Annotated in this window: 16 protein-coding genes; 10 read left to right on the forward strand and 6 right to left on the reverse strand. The window is 43.9% G+C overall.

From position 1 onward, the window contains the following. The first annotated feature begins 180 nt into the window (after positions 1 to 180). The 6 genes from O9323_RS20020 to ppc all read left to right on the forward strand — a co-directional run bounded on the left by O9323_RS20020 (position 181) and on the right by ppc (position 6,206). Entirely contained in the window at positions 181 to 552 is a 372-nt protein-coding gene (locus O9323_RS20020) for a hypothetical protein (protein ID WP_288125643.1), read from the forward strand. Positions 553 to 564: 12 nt separating this feature from the next. Continuing rightward, positions 565 to 1,392 carry a septum site-determining protein MinC gene (gene minC / locus O9323_RS20025; RefSeq protein ID WP_288125647.1) on the forward strand — a complete coding sequence of 276 codons (828 nt, stop codon included), beginning with the start codon at positions 565 to 567 and terminating at the stop codon, positions 1,390 to 1,392. Between the two features lie 166 nt (positions 1,393 to 1,558). Then, a complete protein-coding gene (gene minD, locus O9323_RS20030) occupies positions 1,559 to 2,359 on the forward strand; it encodes a septum site-determining protein MinD (protein ID WP_002733442.1) in 801 nt (266 codons plus the stop codon). A gap of 29 nt (positions 2,360 to 2,388) precedes the next feature. Continuing rightward, positions 2,389 to 2,676, forward strand: a complete 288-nt coding sequence (gene minE / locus O9323_RS20035) for a cell division topological specificity factor MinE (RefSeq protein ID WP_002751115.1) — start codon at positions 2,389 to 2,391, stop codon at positions 2,674 to 2,676. Further along, positions 2,673 to 2,891 (forward strand): hypothetical protein, encoded by a 219-nt coding sequence (locus O9323_RS20040; RefSeq protein WP_288125644.1) that lies wholly within the window; start codon positions 2,673 to 2,675, stop codon positions 2,889 to 2,891. The genes minE and O9323_RS20040 overlap by 4 nt, the downstream gene beginning before the upstream one ends. Positions 2,892 to 3,149: 258 nt before the next feature. Next, positions 3,150 to 6,206, forward strand: a complete 3,057-nt coding sequence (gene ppc / locus O9323_RS20045) for a phosphoenolpyruvate carboxylase (RefSeq protein WP_002751117.1) — start codon at positions 3,150 to 3,152, stop codon at positions 6,204 to 6,206. Between the two features lie 634 nt (positions 6,207 to 6,840). Here the strand turns inward: ppc and clpB are convergent. The 4 genes from clpB to O9323_RS20065 all read right to left on the reverse strand — a co-directional run bounded on the left by clpB (position 6,841) and on the right by O9323_RS20065 (position 11,912). After that, complete coding sequence (gene clpB / locus O9323_RS20050) at positions 6,841 to 9,501, reverse strand: ATP-dependent chaperone ClpB (protein ID WP_043998252.1); 2,661 nt, start codon at positions 9,499 to 9,501, stop codon at positions 6,841 to 6,843. Positions 9,502 to 10,088: 587 nt separating this feature from the next. Further along, positions 10,089 to 10,574, reverse strand: a complete 486-nt coding sequence (locus tag O9323_RS20055) for a GNAT family N-acetyltransferase (RefSeq protein WP_288125645.1) — start codon at positions 10,572 to 10,574, stop codon at positions 10,089 to 10,091. A 22-nt stretch (positions 10,575 to 10,596) separates the two neighbouring features. Then, positions 10,597 to 10,899 (reverse strand): hypothetical protein, encoded by a 303-nt coding sequence (locus tag O9323_RS20060; RefSeq protein WP_002749864.1) that lies wholly within the window; start codon positions 10,897 to 10,899, stop codon positions 10,597 to 10,599. A 119-nt stretch (positions 10,900 to 11,018) separates the two neighbouring features. Beyond that, on the reverse strand, positions 11,019 to 11,912 hold the full coding sequence (locus O9323_RS20065; protein ID WP_002749865.1) for a methylenetetrahydrofolate reductase: 894 nt from the start codon (positions 11,910 to 11,912) through the stop codon (positions 11,019 to 11,021). Positions 11,913 to 12,142: 230 nt separating this feature from the next. Between O9323_RS20065 and O9323_RS20070 the strand changes: the two genes are divergently transcribed. Further along, positions 12,143 to 12,871 (forward strand): GDSL-type esterase/lipase family protein, encoded by a 729-nt coding sequence (locus O9323_RS20070; protein ID WP_002749866.1) that lies wholly within the window; start codon positions 12,143 to 12,145, stop codon positions 12,869 to 12,871. 687 nt (positions 12,872 to 13,558) lie between these two features. Here O9323_RS20070 and rpiA read toward each other — a convergent pair. Together rpiA and O9323_RS20080 are read right to left on the reverse strand one after the other, a co-directional pair. Beyond that, entirely contained in the window at positions 13,559 to 14,269 is a 711-nt protein-coding gene (gene rpiA / locus O9323_RS20075) for a ribose-5-phosphate isomerase RpiA (protein WP_002738940.1), read from the reverse strand. A 72-nt stretch (positions 14,270 to 14,341) separates the two neighbouring features. Beyond that, a complete protein-coding gene (locus O9323_RS20080) occupies positions 14,342 to 14,872 on the reverse strand; it encodes an RNA recognition motif domain-containing protein (protein ID WP_002754879.1) in 531 nt (176 codons plus the stop codon). A 565-nt stretch (positions 14,873 to 15,437) separates the two neighbouring features. On the opposite strand from O9323_RS20080, the gene O9323_RS20085 reads away from it, so the two are divergent. The 3 genes from O9323_RS20085 to O9323_RS20095 all read left to right on the forward strand — a co-directional run bounded on the left by O9323_RS20085 (position 15,438) and on the right by O9323_RS20095 (position 18,274). Then, complete coding sequence (locus O9323_RS20085) at positions 15,438 to 15,638, forward strand: NblA/ycf18 family protein (RefSeq protein WP_002739006.1); 201 nt, start codon at positions 15,438 to 15,440, stop codon at positions 15,636 to 15,638. A 133-nt stretch (positions 15,639 to 15,771) separates the two neighbouring features. Beyond that, complete coding sequence (locus O9323_RS20090; RefSeq protein WP_002754880.1) at positions 15,772 to 16,653, forward strand: universal stress protein; 882 nt, start codon at positions 15,772 to 15,774, stop codon at positions 16,651 to 16,653. Positions 16,654 to 17,051: 398 nt separating this feature from the next. Next, a protein-coding gene (locus tag O9323_RS20095; protein WP_288125646.1) for an ISAzo13-like element ISMae28 family transposase occupies positions 17,052 to 18,274 on the forward strand; the annotation gives its coding sequence in 2 pieces (ribosomal slippage) (positions 17,052 to 17,532 and positions 17,532 to 18,274; 1,224 coding nt in all). Positions 18,275 to 18,301: the final 27 nt, after the last annotated feature.

The following is an 18,301-nucleotide window of genomic DNA, read 5'->3' on the forward strand; positions in this document are numbered from 1 at the left end:
GTGTCAGTCTGTAGAGCGACCATAAGACCAGAACAGAGTAAATCTGTTAAGGCAGGTGCGAAAAATCCTTCGGGAAAGAAGCAGAAACCTAAATCGTGAGGTTTGGGAATCACCGTCCGTTTACGGCGGTGAGGATGTCAAAATTAAAGAAACATCTATACTGATAGCCAGTTAATTTTTATGGAAACTGTTGCCGATACGGACTTGCAAAGGCTAGAAGACTTAATTATCAACGGACAAAAAGCGATCGAGACTCGTTTCACGGCGATCGAAACTCGTTTCATGGCGATCGAGAATAGTATCGTCGAAATTAAAGCTGATATTGGCGAAATTAAAGCTGATATTAAGGAAATCAAGCAAGATGTTAAATCCCTAGAGATAGGACAGGCAAAATTAACCGAAAGAGTCGAAGGGATGGATAATCGCCTCAAAATAGTCGAGGGCAGTCAAAAAAATCAAATTTGGGCATTGATAACCATTTTAGGAGGTTCACTAATTACCGCTTCCGTCGGTTTGCTGATCGCTATTTTGCGCTTTGTCTTGTTTAAGTAAAAAATTATGGCTATGGATGAAACTAAAACCGAAATAAATCAAGAAATCGACTCAGAAACCGAAAAAATTGAGCCATCAGCCTCGGTAATAGAGAGATACGCCCAAATCCACTTAAAAAGCGAGGGTGAGAAATTGGTGCTAATTTTACCCAAAACCAGCGCCGGGGAGACAAGTCAGGATTGGACAGATATCTTGACAGGATTAAAATATTATCTCCGTAATAGCGGCCAAAACAGCCCCGCTAGAACACCAGTACACCTACGGGCCAACGATCGCCTGATGGATACGCGGCAACTACAAGCGATCGCCACAATTTTAGACAGTGCCGAATTACCCCTACATACGATCCAAACCCAAAGAAGACAAACCGCAGTGGCAGCGGCAACTATGGGTTACAATGTCGAACAAATGCGATCGAGTCCCACGGTTTTCGGGGACGAGCAACCGCTGCCATCCCTCCTCGCTGAACCTTTATACTTAAAAACTACCCTGCGATCGGGTGTAGAAATCCGTCACCCGGGTACAGTTATAGTCATGGGCGATGTCAACCCCGGCGGATCGATCGTCGCTGATGGCGATATATTAGTTTGGGGGAGTTTACGCGGTGTGGCCCATGCGGGATTCCGCGGCGATCGAGCGGCGCTAATCATGGCCCTGCGAATCGATTTAACTCAACTGAGGATCGCGGAATTGGTGGCACGGGCCCCGGCTTTAAATAGCGATCGCATAGAACCAGAAATCGCCTGTATCAGCGAAGGAGGAATCCGCATCATTGGGGCTTATAATTTTTCCAGAACCTACACATTTAAAGATAAAGTGGGGTGGGTCGAAAAAAGGTGATCAGTAAACAGTGATCAGTAAACAGTGATTCAGTGACTGGTAAAAATAGCGATTAACTGCGTTGAAACGAAAAACTCTATAAAACTGATAACTGATAACTGATAACTGATAACTGATAACTGATAGCTGATAGCTGATAACTGATAACTGATAACTGATATAAATTATGGCTCGTGTAATTGTGGTGACATCGGGAAAGGGAGGAGTCGGTAAAACGACGGTAACGGCGAATCTAGGTTCAGCTTTATCTCAATTAGGCTGTCGAGTCGCCCTTGTCGATGCCGATTTCGGACTGAGAAATCTCGATTTATTGTTAGGATTAGAACAGCGTATCGTTTATACTGCCCTCGATGTGGTGGCGGGAGATTGTAGCCTTGATAAAGCTTTAGTTAAGGATAAAAGACAGGAAAATCTGGTTCTATTACCGGCGGCACAAAATCGTACAAAAGAGGCAATTACTGCCGATCAAATGAAGGATTTAGTCGCCCAATTGTCAAAAAGTTATGATTATGTATTGATTGATTGCCCGGCAGGAATTGAAATGGGTTTCCGCAATGCGATCGCTGCTGCCCAAGAAGCGATCATCGTTACTACCCCAGAAATGTCGGCGGTGAGAGATGCCGATCGCGTGGTAGGATTACTAGAAAGCGAGGATATTAAGGGTATTCGTCTGATTGTCAACCGGCTGCGGCCGGAAATGATCCAACTGAATCAGATGATCAGCGTCGAGGACATTCTCGACTTATTGGTAATTCCCCTGTTGGGGATTATTCCCGACGATCAAAGAATTATTATTTCCACTAATAAAGGAGAACCATTAGTATTAGAGGAGAAGACTTCTCTCCCCTCTATGGCCTTTAGAAACATTGCCCAACGTTTACAGGGTCGCGATGTGCCGTTTCTAGATTTAATGGCCGGTCAGGAAGGTTTTCTTACCCGTCTGCGTCGTCGCTTGTTTGGGCCTTAAACTCTCTCATCTCAACCCCTTAACCTACTATGAATGACCTGATCGATAAACTTCTAGCATGGCGCGGTTCGGGCAAAAGTGGCGACCAAGCTAAAAAACGCTTAAAACTTATTCTGGCCCATGATCGCGCCGATCTTAGTCCCGAACTTCTCGATATGATGCGTCAAGAAATCTTAGAAGTGGTCGGTCGTTATCTTGATATCGACACCGAGGAAACCGAGTTACTCTTAGAAAGTGACCAACGAACTACCGCCCTGATTGCTAATTTTCCGATTCGTCGCATCAAACGCCGTCCTTTAACCGAGAAATTGCCATGAAAACTCAACCGATCGAGCTTTGGCTTAGTCTAGCGGTCAGTCCCTTTCTTCTCTCCTATCTGGCCTTGCGGTCCCTCAATCATTGGTTAATTGAATTGGGCCAGGAAAGTGAGGAAATCTTTCGGGGCGATCGCTTGCCCCTTCTCAATATTCCCGATCAGTTACCGGTCAACAGTGACCAAATAATCCAAGAAAAAAGTCCTTTTGCCCCCTGAAAAGAGGCAGGATAGTGAAGTTTTTGTTAAAAATCGGAAAAATGTGATTCTTTGGGATACAATCTCATTTTTGACAAACCGTAAAGAACTAATCCCGATATATCAGTAATCAGTGATCAGTTATCAGTTATCAATGATCAGATTTGAGTTTTCAGTGAATAGTATTAACGGGCAAGTTCTGAGCTTTCTTTTCACTGATGACTGATGACTGATGACTGATGACTGTTTACTGATTACTGATTACTGATTACTGAAATTATGAGCGTCCTTGTCCCCTCAACCGAAACCGAACAGGATATTTTCAGCACTTCCAACCTGTTTCTGCAGCAAAGACTGAAATTAATCGAAGATTTATGGAAAGAAGTCTTGATCTCCGAATGTGGTCAAGAATTAGTTGATTTACTGGAATTACTGCGCCATCTCTGTTCTGAGGAAGGACAAGTGACCGATGATAGTCCGGAAGCAATGATCGCCAAAATGATCGAAGACTTGGAACTAGGGGAAGCGATCAAAGTTACCCGCGCTTTTGCCCTCTATTTCCAGTTAATAAATATAATCGAACAACACTACGAACAAAGGGATCAGCAACTACTGCGACGGACGGTGATCGGGGAAGAAAACGAAAGTCCCAAGGCTGAACCAACGCAAAAAAGCCTTTTAGCCACCATTGTCGGGGCCGATTGGCTAGAAAAAACCCTAAACGAGTCCGATCACTCCAGCCCAAAATCGGGGCTATTTCACTGGTTATTTCCCTATCTTAAACAGGTGAACGTCCCCCCCCAGGAAATTCAGCGTCTTCTCGATCAATTAGATATTCGTCTGGTTTTTACGGCCCACCCCACGGAAATTGTCCGTCATACCATTCGCATTAAACAGCGCCGCATCTCGGGCATTCTCGAAAAACTCGACCAAGCAGAAGAAATCTTTCGCAGTATGGGGTTAACTAACTCCAGAGAAGCACAGACAGTCACCAAACAGTTAAAAGAAGAAATACGTTTTTGGTGGCGAACAGATGAACTACATCAATTTAAACCCACCGTCGTCGATGAGGTGGATTATGCCCTGCACTACTTCGATGAAGTTCTCTTCGATTCCCTACCCCAGTTAACCCTGCGTCTGCAGCAAAGTCTAGAATCCTCCTTTCCCCGTTTACGAGCGCCGAAAAATAACTTCTGTCGCTTCGGTTCTTGGGTGGGGGGCGATCGGGATGGCAATCCCTCCGTTACCCCCGAAGTCACCTGGAAAACCTGCTGTTATCAGCGCAATCTCGTTGTTAAAAAATATCTCGATGCTATTCGCGACCTGACCAGTATTTTAAGTGCCTCCCTGCACTGGTGTCACGTCTTGCCGGAGTTGCTGGATTCCCTGGACAGAGATAAACAGCAAATGCCCGAAATCTATAGCCAGTTAGCAATCCGCTACCGTCAGGAACCCTATCGCCTCAAATTGGCCTTTATTCAAAAACGTCTGGAAAATACCCGTGATCGCAATGATCGCCTTAATGACCCGGAAGAACGACAATTATTAACTAAACTCAACGAAACCAACATCTATCGCTCTGGTTCCGAGTTTTTAGCCGAATTACAGCTATTACAGCGCAGTCTCCTTCAAACAGGTCTTTCCTGTCAAGAACTCGATCGACTGATTGCTCAAGTGGAGATTTTTGGCTTTGTCCTGACTCAGTTAGATTTTCGGCAAGAATCCACCCGTCACGCCGAATGTATCGAAGAAATCGCTGCCTATCTCGGAGTTTTACCCAAACCCTACGGCAAATTAACCGAATCAGAAAAAATCGCCTGGTTAGTGGCGGAATTAAAAACCCGTCGCCCCTTAATTCCCCGGGAAATGCCCTTCTCGGAAAGAACCTGCGAAACCATTGAAACCCTGCGAGTTTTAAGAAGTCTGCAAGGGGAATTCGGTCTGGAAATCTGCCAAACCTACATTATCAGCATGACCAACGAGGCCAGCGATGTGCTAGAAGTGCTGTTATTAGCCCAAGAAGCTGGTTTATACGACCCCGCCACTAGCCGCAGTTCCCTCCGCATCGTTCCCCTCTTTGAAACCGTCGATGACCTCAAACACGCCCCCGGCATCATGCAGACTTTGTTTGAATTGCCCCTCTACCGGGCAGCCCTAGCCGGCGGTTACGACCATTTAGGGGCTTTAAACGGGGAGGAAGTGACCCCGGAACCTGCCATCCTCCAACCGAGTAATTTACAGGAGATTATGGTGGGTTACTCCGATAGTAACAAGGATTCTGGCTTTTTAAGCAGTAATTGGGAAATTCATAAGGCCCAGAAAGCTTTACAAAAAACTGCTAAACAATACGGCGTGGATCTACGTCTTTTTCATGGCCGGGGCGGTTCCGTTGGTCGCGGTGGTGGACCGGCCTACGCCGCTATCCTCGCCCAACCCCGGGGAACGATTAACGGTCGCATTAAAATCACCGAACAAGGCGAGGTTTTAGCCTCGAAATACTCTTTACCGGAATTGGCCTTGTATAACCTCGAAACCGCCGTAACGGCAGTTATACAGGCAAGTTTACTGGGCAGTGGTTTTGATGATCTCGAACCTTGGAATCGCATCATGGAGGACTTGGCCACCTGTTCACGGCAAACCTATCGCAGTTTGATTTATGAAGAACCGGACTTTTTAGACTTCTTTCTGTCTGTAACTCCCATTCCTGAAATTAGTCTTTTACAGATTAGTTCCCGACCGGCCCGCCGGAAAAGTGGTCAACAGGATTTAAGTACCCTGCGGGCAATTCCCTGGGTATTTAGTTGGACCCAAACCCGTTTTCTTTTACCGGCTTGGTATGGTTTAGGGACAGCTTTACAGATATTTCTCGATGATTCTCCTAACCGAAATTTGGAATTGTTACGCCATTTTTATCACAAGTGGCCTTTCTTCCAGATGGTGATTTCTAAGGCAGAAATGACTTTATCAAAGGTGGATCTACAGATGGCCTATCACTACGTCAGTGAACTTTCTAAACAGGAAGATCGAGAACGTTTTCAACGTCTGTTTGAAAGGATTAAAGAGGAATATAATCGCACTAGCGAGATTGTTCTCCAGATCACCGGCGAGAAACATTTATTGGATAATGATCCGAGTTTACAGCGCTCGGTGCAGTTACGCAACGGTTCGATCGTTCCCCTCGGTTTCCTACAGGTGTCTCTCCTCAAGCGTTTACGTCAATACAATAGTCAAGCTCAATCCGGTGTGATTCATTTCCGCTATTCTAAAGAGGAGTTATTAAGGGGCGCTTTAATGACGATTAATGGTATTGCCGCAGGGATGAGAAATACCGGTTGATTACAGATAATTAATGGTAGTTTTCGGGTGGTTATCTTGAAGGTAATCCACCCTATTTTTAAAATTTGTCAACTTTTTGTAGAACTTCTACTAAGTTGTTATTTTTAAAGGGAAAATCACCGTTAAAATTGGGCATTACTTCTGATTTTATCACTCAATCCCAGCTTTTGGGGGGTTCTATTGGCTAATATTAAGTAGCTGGTTATAATTAAATTAAAAATGGAGTTTAGGTTCGATCCCCCCTGCCCCCCTTGATACGGGGGGTGCCGATAGGCGGGGGGATCCCCTTTGATAAGGGGGGCATCTGATAATTTTTAACGCCTACCTACTTAAATAGCCGCCAACAGATTAACTTTTAAACTATATCTTCGACGACGATCCTGATATTTACAGGATCGGCTAGATATCAGGAGAGGCAAGAGGCAAAAGGGGGAATAAATAATCAGTTTTTAATAACCGAATTTAGTATTAGTATATATGTATGTGGTAAGTTGAGGAATAAAAAAACTTGAGGAAATTTTTCCTCTGGCGGGATGTTACTAGACTAACCGCCCAAGGGAAAAAATAGGATTCTTTTCGGACATTTTTGGCTTTTACGGTAAACTCAGAGGGGGAATATATCCCCTATCTGGTTTTAATCTGAACTGAGGTTAACCACAGCTAATTCTAATGTTTGCCCTTCCTTTTCTAGCTCCTTTTTGCTAAAACTTAACACCTCATCCAGACAATCAATTACCACCGTATCCCCTTCCATAAAAGCTTGTTCGAGAATTTTTGTGGCTAAAGGATTCTCTAACTCCCGTTGGATAGCACGTTTTAAAGGTCGCGCACCGTAGGTGGGATCGTAACCAACAGTAACAATATGATTTTCTGCGGCCGTAGTTAATTCTAGATTGATTTTTTGTTCTCCTAATAATCTTTCCAGACGCTGTAATTGCAGACGAACAATATAACGCAATTCTTCTTTTTTCAGGGTATGGAAAATAATTAAATCGTCGATACGATTCAAAAATTCGGGACGAAAATGACTCCGCAAAGCTGTTAAAACCCGTTTCCGCATCTCCTCATAATCGGCATCTTCGGAAACATTTAAAATATGGTCACTGCCGATATTACTGGTCATGACGATAATCGTATTCCGAAAATCCACCACTCGCCCCTGAGAGTCGGTAATGCGCCCATCGTCAAGCACTTGTAATAAAATGTTAAAAACATCCCGATGGGCCTTCTCCACTTCATCCAATAAAACCACAGAATAGGGACGACGACGCACCGCTTCCGATAGTTGTCCCCCTTCCTCGTAACCCACATAACCCGGAGGAGCGCCGATTAACCGCGAAACCGCGTGTTTTTCCATGTATTCCGACATATCGATGCGAACCATGGCTTCCTCGGAGTCGAACAGTAACCCTGCTAAGGCCCGCGCTAACTCGGTTTTACCCACTCCTGTGGGTCCCATAAATAGGAATGAACCAATCGGACGGGAGGGATCTTTCATTCCTGCGCGTGCGCGTCGAATCGCCGCTGCTACTGCCGTGACCGCTTCATTTTGTCCGACAACTTTTTTCTGTAAATGAGACTCTAATTCTAATAATTTTTGTCGTTCCGATTCCATTAAACGATTGACGGGAATTCCTGTCCACCGGGCAACTATTTCGGCGATATCAGCATCAGTTACCTGTTGTCTTAACAGGGTAGAACCTGCCGCTTGAATCGTTTCTAGCTCTTTTTCTTTTACTTCTAATTCCCCCTGTAAAATTTCTAGTTTGCCATACTTTAATTGGGCCGCTTTATTGAGATCATAAGCTCGTTCCGCCTGTTCCACCTGTAGGCGCAATTGTTCTTCTTCCTCTCGTAATAATTTAATTTCCTCGGCGATATGTTTTTCCGTTTGCCATTGATCAGCGAGAGGCTTTTGTTTATTTTCTAATTCCTCAATTTCTTCGATAATTCTTTCTAAACGCTCTTGAAAAGCTCTATCTTTTTTCTCCTCTTTTTCTAAGGAGAATTTTTCCATCCGTAACTGCATTAAGCGACGATCTATCATTTCCAAATCGGCAGGTTTAGTGGTACTTTCTACCTCTAATTTTGCCGCCGCTTCATCGACTAAATCGATCGCTTTATCCGGTAAAAAACGATCGCTAATATAACGATGGGATAAGGTAGCTGCTGCCACTAGGGCCGAATCGGTAATTGTCACCCCATGATGCACCTCATAACGTTCTTTTAAACCCCGGAGAATCGAGATAGTATCCTCCACGGAAGGTTCCTTAATATAAACCTGTTGAAAACGTCTTTCTAAAGGGGGATCTTTTTCAATATGATTGCGATATTCATCCAAAGTTGTCGCCCCAATACAGCGCAATTCTCCCCGAGCTAACATAGGTTTTAATAGGTTGCCTGCATCCATCGATCCCCCTTCCCTAGAACCCGCACCGACAACGGTATGCAGTTCATCAATAAAGAGAATAATTCGCCCTTCTGATTGGGTAACTTCTTTCATGACTGACCGCAATCTTTCCTCAAATTCGCCTCGATATTTTGCCCCAGCGATTAAACTTCCCATATCGAGGGAAATTAACTGACGATTTTTCAAAGATTCGGGAACATCTCCGTTAATAATCCTTTGGGCCAATCCTTCCGCAATAGCGGTTTTTCCTACTCCCGGTTCACCGATTAAAACCGGGTTATTTTTCGACCGTCGCGAGAGGACTTGTACCACCCGTCGAATTTCTTCATCGCGACCGATAACCGGGTCTAATTTGCCTTCTTTGGCCGCCGCTGTTAAATCCCGGCCATATTTATCTAAAGCTTCGTATTTTTCCTCTTGATTGGGTTCAGTAACCTTTTGAGTACCGCGAATAGCTTTGATGGCTAATTCTAAATCTTGGGGGTCAAGATTGAAAGTGCGTAAACATTTCCGGCCAACCCTTTCATCTTCGGCAAAACCGACGAGAAGATGTTCGACGGAGATAAATTTATCTTGCCAACTTTCCCGGGATGCTTCCGCTCGATCGAGCAGCAGATCGAGACCACGACCTAGGTATAATTGATCGACGATGGCCACTTTCGGCTGTCGGTTGGTGAAGACTTCTAGCTGTTGTTGCAGTCGCGGAATTTCTATATTAGCTTTTTGTAAAATCCGGGTGGCTAGACCGTTATTCTGCTCTAGGAGGGCAATAATAACGTGTTCCACCTCTAAGGTCTGGTTTTTGAAGCGTCGCGCAATTTCTTGCGATTTAACGATTGAATCCCAAGCTTGTTCGGTAAATTTATTCGAGTCTGTGGGTTGCATTCTGCACCAATGAGGAAAGCCAGTGTCAGAGGTATAGTATAGCAAGGAGTCTCGACCGATCACAAAGTTCCAGGATCGACAAAGGGACTGACTTGAAAGAGGGTGTAGGGTGTAGGGTGTAGGGTGTAGGGTGTGGGGAGAATAAATAAAAAAGTCTCCTATCTCCTATCTCCTGACTCCTATCTCCTGACTTGAAAATAGAAGCTGAAATAAGGCAAATTCGTCAATCATACTAAATCCGTTGAGTATAGGCTACATATCAGGAGAGGCACCCCTGCGAGTGAAGTGACTCTCAAATTATTACAGATGCGTCAGCGGCTGCGTGTAAGCATCCCACCGAAAAACTAATGCGCGGGGGGTTTGGGGGCGGCGCCACGCCCCCAACGGGGGGTTTGGGGGGTAGAACCCCCCAAAAGCTTGGATTGAGTAATCAGATCTGAAGTAATACGGCCATCCGTTGAGTCTAGGCCACATATCAGGAAAGAAACTCCTGCAAAAGGGGGAATAAATAATCAGTTTTTAATAACCGGATTTAGGATCAGAATATTTTCATGCTTGACGGTGCCAACTTTGGCATCGGGACTGACTTATTTATCACTATTACCCAATTGGGTTAAAGCGGTCCCGGTGAGACGACAAATTTGCCACTCTTGGAAGACCTTAGCCCCCATTTTTCCATAAAAATTGATCGCCAGTTGATTCCACTCTAAGACAGTCCATTCTAAAAGTCCTGCATCCCTAGCGACGGCAATTTTAGCCACAGCCATTAGTAAAGCTTTCCCGATACCTTGACTGCGATAATCGGGTAAAACGAAGATATCTTCCAGATAAATCCCCGGTTTAGTTATAAAGGTGGAATAGTTAGCAAAAAATAGGGCAAAACCGACTATTTTACCCTCTACTTCCACCACCAATGCTTCGATGTAGGGTTTTTCTCCGAATAAATGCTCCCCTAAAGCTTGACTATTTCCTGTCATCAAATGGCTGAGTTCTTGATAGGCCGCTAAGGCGACAATTAAGTCAAAAATAGCCTTGACATCGGTAGCAACGGCGGCACGGATGGAATAGTTCATGATTGCTGGTCAAATCTTGATTTTAATGCTGATGATGTTCATGAGGAGATTCAGCAGGGGGAGAATTAAGATTGGAAAAATGACCGTTATTTAATCCCATCCCAACGCTACCAATACTGAAAAGTCCCATAGACACAAAACCGGCCGCAATTGTCCCCATGGCCACGGTTCCAATGGAAACTACTCCCATAGGAACAATACCGATGGAAATAACGCCCATGGGAACAATGCCAATGGAAATTATACCAGTGGGGGCAATACCGATCGACAACCATTTTCGCCCACCACAACTATTCTCTTTTTCTTGACCTAGATTGGAATCCATGCTTTTAACCCCGAAGATGCTTTGAGCCTTCCCATCCTAGGTTAGGGGTAGAATTCTTGTCAAAAGACCGCTAGTCAAAATGAAAGTTAATTTTTTATAAAAACTATTGACTTTTCATCTTAGTTATGCACTGGCGGGATACCAGCCAGATCGAGAATTTTCGGGACTAAATCCTCTCGTTTAATCGCCATGATGTGGACACCTTGGCATAACTGCTGGGCTAATTTTATTTGTTCGGCGGCGATTTTGATGCCTTCTTCGAGGGGATGAGGTGCATCAGCGAGTCTTTGAATAATATGATCAGGAATTTGTACCCCCGGCACATTTTTATTTAAAAATACGGCGTTTTTAGCTGATTTTAACAGAAAAATCCCCGCTAGAATCGGTTTATCGGCCAGCGAGGCCACCTGCTGCATGAACTTATCAAGACACTCGAAATCCGTAACTAATTGACTTTGAAAAAACTGCGCTCCCGCTTCGATTTTACGCTCAAAACGGCGTTGAAGACCAGACCAACTTTTTGACTGCACATCAACGGCAGCCCCGGCAAAAAGTTCTAGGGATCCATCGGGTAAAGATTTATCGTTAAAGTCAAAACCTTTATTTAATTTATCGATTAATTTTAACAAACGTACCGATTCTAGGTCAAAAACTGCCCTAGCTTGGGGGTGATCTCCTGCTTTGACCGGATCTCCAGTTAAAGCTAGTATATTTCTCAATCCCAAAGCATGAGCGCCCATTAGATCTGCTTGTAATCCGATCACATTGCGATCGCGGCAGGCCATTTGACAGATGGGTTCGATGTCGTGTTGATAGAGAATAGCGGAGGCCGCCAGAGAGGACATTCGCACTACGGCGCGACTGCCATCGGTAATATTAGCCGCATGAACGCGATTTTTTAGCCAGAGGGCCATTTCTAGCATATGACTGGTATTACCACCCTTTGGGGGAGTAATCTCGGCTGTAATCAAAAATTCTCGGTCTTGAACCGCACGTCGTAAACGAGTAGTCATCAATTTATCTAGGTTTTAACCATAAATTTTATAGTAGATTTAGCCCGGAAATGACTCGGAGGCAAGCAATGATCATCGGGCTGCGCTGCTTTATACTGGTCGGTGTCAGTGCTTGGCTGATATCAGATAAGTTAACTGGCAGGAAAAAATTTTTAATGTAGTATAATACACGGACAGTTTAACCAAATTCGTTTACAAGTGTAAAGGATAACCGATTCGATCAAGCGATCATGCCAACTCTTTCTCGTTTACCTACTAAAGACAAAGCCCTAATCATGACCCATCCCCTCAAAATCGTCGCTTTAGGTGATAGCCTTGTGTATGGCTATGGCGACCCCGTGGGTGGCGGTTGGGCCGAGCGCCTACGTCGTTTGTGGATGGAAAGTGCCGGTCATGCCCTGTATAATTTGGGGATTCGCGGCGATCGAGTAGTACAAGTGTCCGAACGTTTAGAACAGGAATTTCGTCTCAGGGGGGAAATTCGCAATCGTCTCCCCGATCTGATTCTTCTCTCCGTCGGTGTTAATGATACAGCCCGTTTAGGCCGGCCCGATGGTCGTACTTATACCGATCACGATCTTTTTCAAACTCAAATCGAACATTTACTCACCCGGGCCCGTTCTCTTTGCCCGGTTTTGTTTATAGGTATGATTCCGGTAGATGAGCGGAAAATGCCCTTTTTAGATTGCTTTTACTTCAACCATGGCGATCAGTATAGTTTTAAGGAAACCACTAAACAAGCTTGTCTAGAACAAAATATTCCCTATCTCGATTTATTTGATCTCTGGATGAACCGGGGTGATCTGTGGTGCCAAGAAAGATTAATGGAAGATGGACTTCATCCCAATGTCCAGGGCTATCAATCAATTTTAGAGGATATTTTAAACTGGTCGCCCCTCACCTCCTTTGTCGGTGTGGATAGTTTTATTCAACCTTTCACAGGAATTGCACAAAAGTGATCTCCTCTGTTCTCAGTGGTTCTAGCGGCGTTACAGAAACCAGAAGAGCCGGCAATATAACCGAACTTACCCCCTACATATCTACTAAAATGCTGAACAGGCAATTGCGCTACTCGTTCAAAATGTAGTCAATTGAGGGGTAGAATTTGCTAATCATTGCTCTGAATTTGTGACTCAATAAATTCTCGAAAAGCTGAATCAAAAGTTAATTTTTTCAGACTATATTTGATCGTCATTTTCCAAAAACTAGCTTGACTATAGCGTTTCCTGTTCGCACGAGGTACATTGTCGATGGTGAAAAGCTTAATCAGCATCTCGCAATTATTGTCTTTAGGTCGCTAAAATTTCGTTTCTCGCCGTATTTCTCCTTTTTTCTTGAGAATGAAATAGCCCTACCCTTATTAAGGGGGGTATCTGACAGTTTTTAACACCTAACTACTTAATAAAACAGGCGGCAGGCCTGTTTCACTATTAGCTTCAGAATAATGGTTCTTCGGTTTGTGTTATGCAATCTACGGGGGTTATAAGGGATGGAACCCTTATAGAGAAAGACGTTTGGCGATTTTTGTCAATTGTTTTTGATCTAGAGCGAACTAATCAATTAAATCTCTTGCCAGATAAGGATTTAGTTTATTTATGCCACCCTATCGAACCATAACAAGTAACGAAGAGCCAGAATAATTAAGCCTACTTAATTTCGCGCACTACCGGCTTACCGTCGATAATTTCACCGACGAGAATCAGATCAGCAACCCCGACGAATAAACCATTTTCTAAAACCCCCGGCATATTATTAATAGTTCTTTCCAAATCAGCTGGGTCGTCGATACTATCGAATTTAACATCGATAACTAAATTGCCTTGATCTGTGACCACGGGGCCGGCTTTTTTCACTCCCATACGGAGAGAAGGTTTACCACCGAGGGCCTCTAATTTCCGCATTACCGGAGTCATGGCCATGGGTAACACTTCCACCGGCAAAAGAAAAGTCGATCCCAACTTATCCACCAGCTTATTGCCATCCACTACCACGACAAAAATATCGGCGAGACTATCGACAATTTTCTCCTGAGTATGGGCAGCACCGCCACCTTTAATCAGATTTTTCTGGGGATCCACCTCATCGGCCCCATCGATGGCGATATCCATCTTCACGATGACATCGAGGGTAGTGAGGGGAATTCCGTACTTCCGGGCCAAAACCTGCGCTTGAAAAGAAGTAGGAACCCCGACAATATTGCTGATTTCCCCGCTTTGCAGTCTAGCACCGAGATATTCGATCGCGTAGGCCGTCGTTGAACCAGTTCCCAATCCCACGACCGAATTAGATTGAACTAGATTAGCGGCGGCCTTACCGACCTCCTGTTTCATAAGAATGACCGGATCGATTGCTGTCATGATGCACACTCCTAAAAGCGATGTTTTGAACCTCTTAGTTATCGGCTATCCCTTGCCCTCTTGTCAATGGAATTAGGGATTAGTGGCCTGAGCTGCTAACATTTCCTTGAGTTTAGCCAATTCATTGGCCCAACGGGGATCTGGCTGTAAAGCGTCACCATCGCTGGTAACTTTCGGGGCATTATTGCCACCCCGTTCAGCCTTGCGTTTTTTGCCGCCGCCGCCACCACCACCACTGGATTTGCGCGGTGCCGCCGTCGTCGGTTTCGGAGTCGGTCTTTCGACTTTTTCCGGGGTTTCTACGCTGGCCTCCGGTCCTTCTGCTTCTTCTCCTTCTTCTTTACCTCCCTTGCTGCGGGGGAGAGCTTTCTCGATTTTGATCGGGTTTTCCATGAAGGATTGACCGTTGTATTTTTCGATAAACTGGTCAGCTAGTTCATCGCTAGGGACGGTAACGAAGGCAAAACCGCGACATTTGCCGGTTTTGCGATCTTTGATGACTTTAGTGGTGATCGTATCCCCTTCATCGGCAAAAAGCGCCTGTAATTTTTCGCGCTCGACGGATTCTTTGGGCAAATTACCAACGTATAGACGAACGGACATGATGGATTCCTCCAAGTATAGGGTGATGTAAAAACTTGTGCGACATTCCCTGCCTGTATGCTGATTTTTTTAAGGCAAACAGAGCTAAGGAAGATATTTCCCAGCGATAAGCTTGTAGTTTCTGCACGATAGCGGCTGTGGCCGTCAATTTTGACTATCCTTAACGATTTCAACGAGAGGGACGGAATCTAGGGGTTACGTTTTTAGCTTTTAACAGGCCTAACCATTCAACTTACCCGATTTATGTCGCTCTTTTCGATTATTACAGAATGTTTCCACAATTTGTCAAATATTTTCTCTCGCTCTGGGCTGCCTAAGTATAACTACTTAAGTATTTGTTCACAGTAAGCAAAATTTTATGAAAACTCTTGCTAAATGTATCATTATATGCTTCTTTGCTTTTGGCGGCGGGGTATCCTAGCTAACAGGAGGGAGAAAGCAAAACCCTCTCTACAGATACATTGACACTTTGTCAAGTATTTGTTACATTAGTTAAAGAAAAGAGGTGATACCAATCACCCATCTCGCTTGTGATCAACCACTGTCTTCATTGAGGAGGAACACCATGTCTCAACCGATCGAACTTTCCTTAGAACAACAGTTCAACATTCGTTCTTTTCAGACTCAGGTAGAAAAAATGAGTCAGGAGCAAGCGCAGGACTTCCTGATCAAGCTCTACGAACAAATGATGGTCAGAGAAAATATGTACAAAGCTTTTCTCAAACACCAGTGGGGTCTAGATTCTAATCCCTGGGCCCCCCAGTAACTCATTTCACCCCTTCGGGCGACCTCTTTCTCCGGCTGGGTTTCTCCGGAAACGAGCTAGGGATGCGGGGCGCATTTCTTCACCTTTTTAGCTATTCTTAGGGAAGAATAACCGAACTGCTGGGGGTTAATTTATGTTCGAGCGCGCTTTGATCTGTACAGATCTTTTCGATGGTCTCCATCGTCTTGTCCATTGTGTGCCACACTTAGCCCTGAGCGGCTTAAAACAAGTTATCTTCCTCCACAGTATTCCGGTTTGGGAACAACCCACCCTAGCTGCCGTAGATCAAGCAAAAATTGACGCGGCCAAAGAAAAATTATCTCCAGCTTTAGCAAATATTCCCGACGGTATGACAGTTATTGTCGAAATCTCTAACCGTCGTCCCGTGGATGCCGTGCGGGAAATCCTCGCTAATCACTCTATTGACCTGATTTTGATGGGAAATCCCATGCGCGGTGCTGTCCAAGAAAAATTATTCGGTAGTACCAGTTTAGCGATCGCAGGTATGACCGATATTCCGCTGCTGATTTTCCGACCGCAATTATTATCAGTTTATACTCGCGATGAATTGGCCCTGCGCTGTCAGCATCTCTGGAAACATTTATTAATTCCCTACGATGGCAGTCCCGACGCATTTTATCTAATTGAACAGATAGAAAAATACGCTCAAATCCGCGCCCCCGGCTCTTTTGAGCAATGTCTTCTCCTCCGGGTAGTAGAAAATATCAGTCGCGATCCCGGTGTCACCGAATACCGTTTTAATGATGCTCGTCGGGAATTAGAAGCGGTGCAAGCGCGACTAGAAAAACTCGGTTTGCAAGTAAAGAGCCAAGTGCGATCAGGAACACCTGTATTAGAAGTTTTGACGGCAGCAGAAGAAAATGATATAAGTGCGATCACAGTGGCCACCTGCCATCGTTCTAATATGTTGGAATGGTTAGCCGTGCGTCGGATTAATGAAGATATTCTTCATCAACTGTGGTTTCCGCTCTTATTTTTCTCACCGAAGGGATAGACTGGAAAAAGGCTCTCTTGGGGATAAACCACAAAGGTACAAAGGACAGAGAGAGGAAGACAAATTCGAGCGCTAAAACCTATCACAAAAAAGACAAGAGAGCCGCAAAAATTTGGAGGAAATTAACTTAAGTAAGTAGGGTCTGCTGAATAATGGTAAAACCCTTTTAAAATAAAGCTTTTGACCTGTTAAAGTCCGATGTTCATGCTGCGAAAATAGGATAGGGACTTTCAAAAACCTTGCATTATGGGACTTCCAAAAAATAAACTATTCATTCTCAAGAATAATAATCATTCTCGGAGTGTGGGAGGTAGGGATCGATGGTTGCCCCCTCCTTCCAATTTTGTAGTAGAATTAATCCTGTACATTATTAATCAAGTTTTTCTTTTTAAGAATATATGGAATTAACTGATTCCCTCAAAAAATTGCTCAGTGAAACTGCACTTCAATTAAAAGGTGCAGCTAAAAGAAGATTCATGGCGCAAACAGTCTTAGAATTAGGCTATGGGGGACAAACCCTTGCTGCACAGGAGTTAGGCTGGAATCGAACTACTATTCGTAAAGGAATTAAAGAACTAAAAAGAGGCATTATTTGTGTTGATAATCATTCAGCTAAGGGGCGGAAAAAAGCAGAAGAACATTTACCTTTTCTATTGGAAAACATCAAAAATTTAGTGGATTCTCAAAGCCAAACTGACCCAAGTTTTAAAAGCCAAAGGCTTTATGTGAGACTGAGTGCGGCCGAAGTCCGAAAGCAATTAATCTCTAAATATGGGTACAGTGATGAGGATTTACCGAGCGAGGAAACTATTCGGGTTAAATTAAATAACTTAGGTTATCGTCTGAAAAGAGTCGCTAAAGTTTTACCTCAAAAAAAATTCCAGAAACCGAGGCAATCTTTGAGGAATTAGCTAACATTAATCGGGAAGCGGATGAAGACCCTACGATGTTACGTCTTAGTTTAGATGCCAAAGCCCGTGTTAATATTGGACTGTTTGATCGAGGAGGTAAAAATAGAATAACTGTCGAAACAAACGATCATGATTTTAATCCGAAAACAACCCTAACCCCTTACGGAATATTTATTCCAGAATTTGATGAGTTGTTTTTGTATTTCACTACCTCCACAGTCACCAGTGACTTTATTGTTGATATATTAGAGGATTTCTGGGAATCTAAAAAATCTCGTTTTGAGAAAATTAAAACTTTGATAATTAATCAAGATAATGGATCAGAAAATAATTCGAGACGAACTCAGTTTATGAAACGTATAGTTGAGTTTTCCCAAAAATATCAAGTTAATATACGTTTAGCTTACTATCCCCCCTACCATAGTAAATATAATCCTATTGAACGAACCTGGGCTGTGTTAGAAAACCATTGGAATGGGAGTATTTTAGATGAAATCGAAACAGCTTTGAAATTCGCCCAAACTATGACTTGGAAAGGAAAACACCCGATTGTTAAGTTGATTACTGAAACTTACGAAAAAGGAGTAAAGCTTACTAAAAAAGCCATGGAAAAAATCGAAGAAAAAATCGAACGTCTCACAGAATCAACGAATCAAGACTTTCCCGATTTGGGGCAATGGTTTATTGATATTTATTATGATAAGACCTAGTTTGTAGTTAACTAAGATGGTTAGCTA

Source organism: Microcystis sp. LE19-131.1A (genome assembly GCF_027532015.1).
GTDB classification, from domain to species: domain Bacteria; phylum Cyanobacteriota; class Cyanobacteriia; order Cyanobacteriales; family Microcystaceae; genus Microcystis; species Microcystis ichthyoblabe_A.

Bases quoted from the DNA above. Each gene is read 5' to 3' on its own strand.
- O9323_RS20060 (WP_002749864.1), bottom strand. From the start codon at position 10,899: ATGGATTCCAATCTAGGTCAAGAAAAAGAGAATAGTTGTGGTGGGCGA.
- clpB (WP_043998252.1), bottom strand. From the start codon at position 9,501: ATGCAACCCACAGACTCGAATAAATTTACCGAACAAGCTTGGGATTCA.
- minD (WP_002733442.1), top strand. From the start codon at position 1,559: ATGGCTCGTGTAATTGTGGTGACATCGGGAAAGGGAGGAGTCGGTAAA.
- minE (WP_002751115.1), top strand. From the start codon at position 2,389: ATGAATGACCTGATCGATAAACTTCTAGCATGGCGCGGTTCGGGCAAA.
- rpiA (WP_002738940.1), bottom strand. From the start codon at position 14,269: ATGACAGCAATCGATCCGGTCATTCTTATGAAACAGGAGGTCGGTAAG.
- O9323_RS20055 (WP_288125645.1), bottom strand. From the start codon at position 10,574: ATGAACTATTCCATCCGTGCCGCCGTTGCTACCGATGTCAAGGCTATT.
- O9323_RS20080 (WP_002754879.1), bottom strand. From the start codon at position 14,872: ATGTCCGTTCGTCTATACGTTGGTAATTTGCCCAAAGAATCCGTCGAG.
- O9323_RS20040 (WP_288125644.1), top strand. From the start codon at position 2,673: ATGAAAACTCAACCGATCGAGCTTTGGCTTAGTCTAGCGGTCAGTCCC.
- ppc (WP_002751117.1), top strand. From the start codon at position 3,150: ATGAGCGTCCTTGTCCCCTCAACCGAAACCGAACAGGATATTTTCAGC.
- O9323_RS20020 (WP_288125643.1), top strand. From the start codon at position 181: ATGGAAACTGTTGCCGATACGGACTTGCAAAGGCTAGAAGACTTAATT.
- O9323_RS20085 (WP_002739006.1), top strand. From the start codon at position 15,438: ATGTCTCAACCGATCGAACTTTCCTTAGAACAACAGTTCAACATTCGT.
- O9323_RS20090 (WP_002754880.1), top strand. From the start codon at position 15,772: ATGTTCGAGCGCGCTTTGATCTGTACAGATCTTTTCGATGGTCTCCAT.
- minC (WP_288125647.1), top strand. From the start codon at position 565: ATGGATGAAACTAAAACCGAAATAAATCAAGAAATCGACTCAGAAACC.
- O9323_RS20070 (WP_002749866.1), top strand. From the start codon at position 12,143: ATGCCAACTCTTTCTCGTTTACCTACTAAAGACAAAGCCCTAATCATG.
- O9323_RS20065 (WP_002749865.1), bottom strand. From the start codon at position 11,912: ATGACTACTCGTTTACGACGTGCGGTTCAAGACCGAGAATTTTTGATT.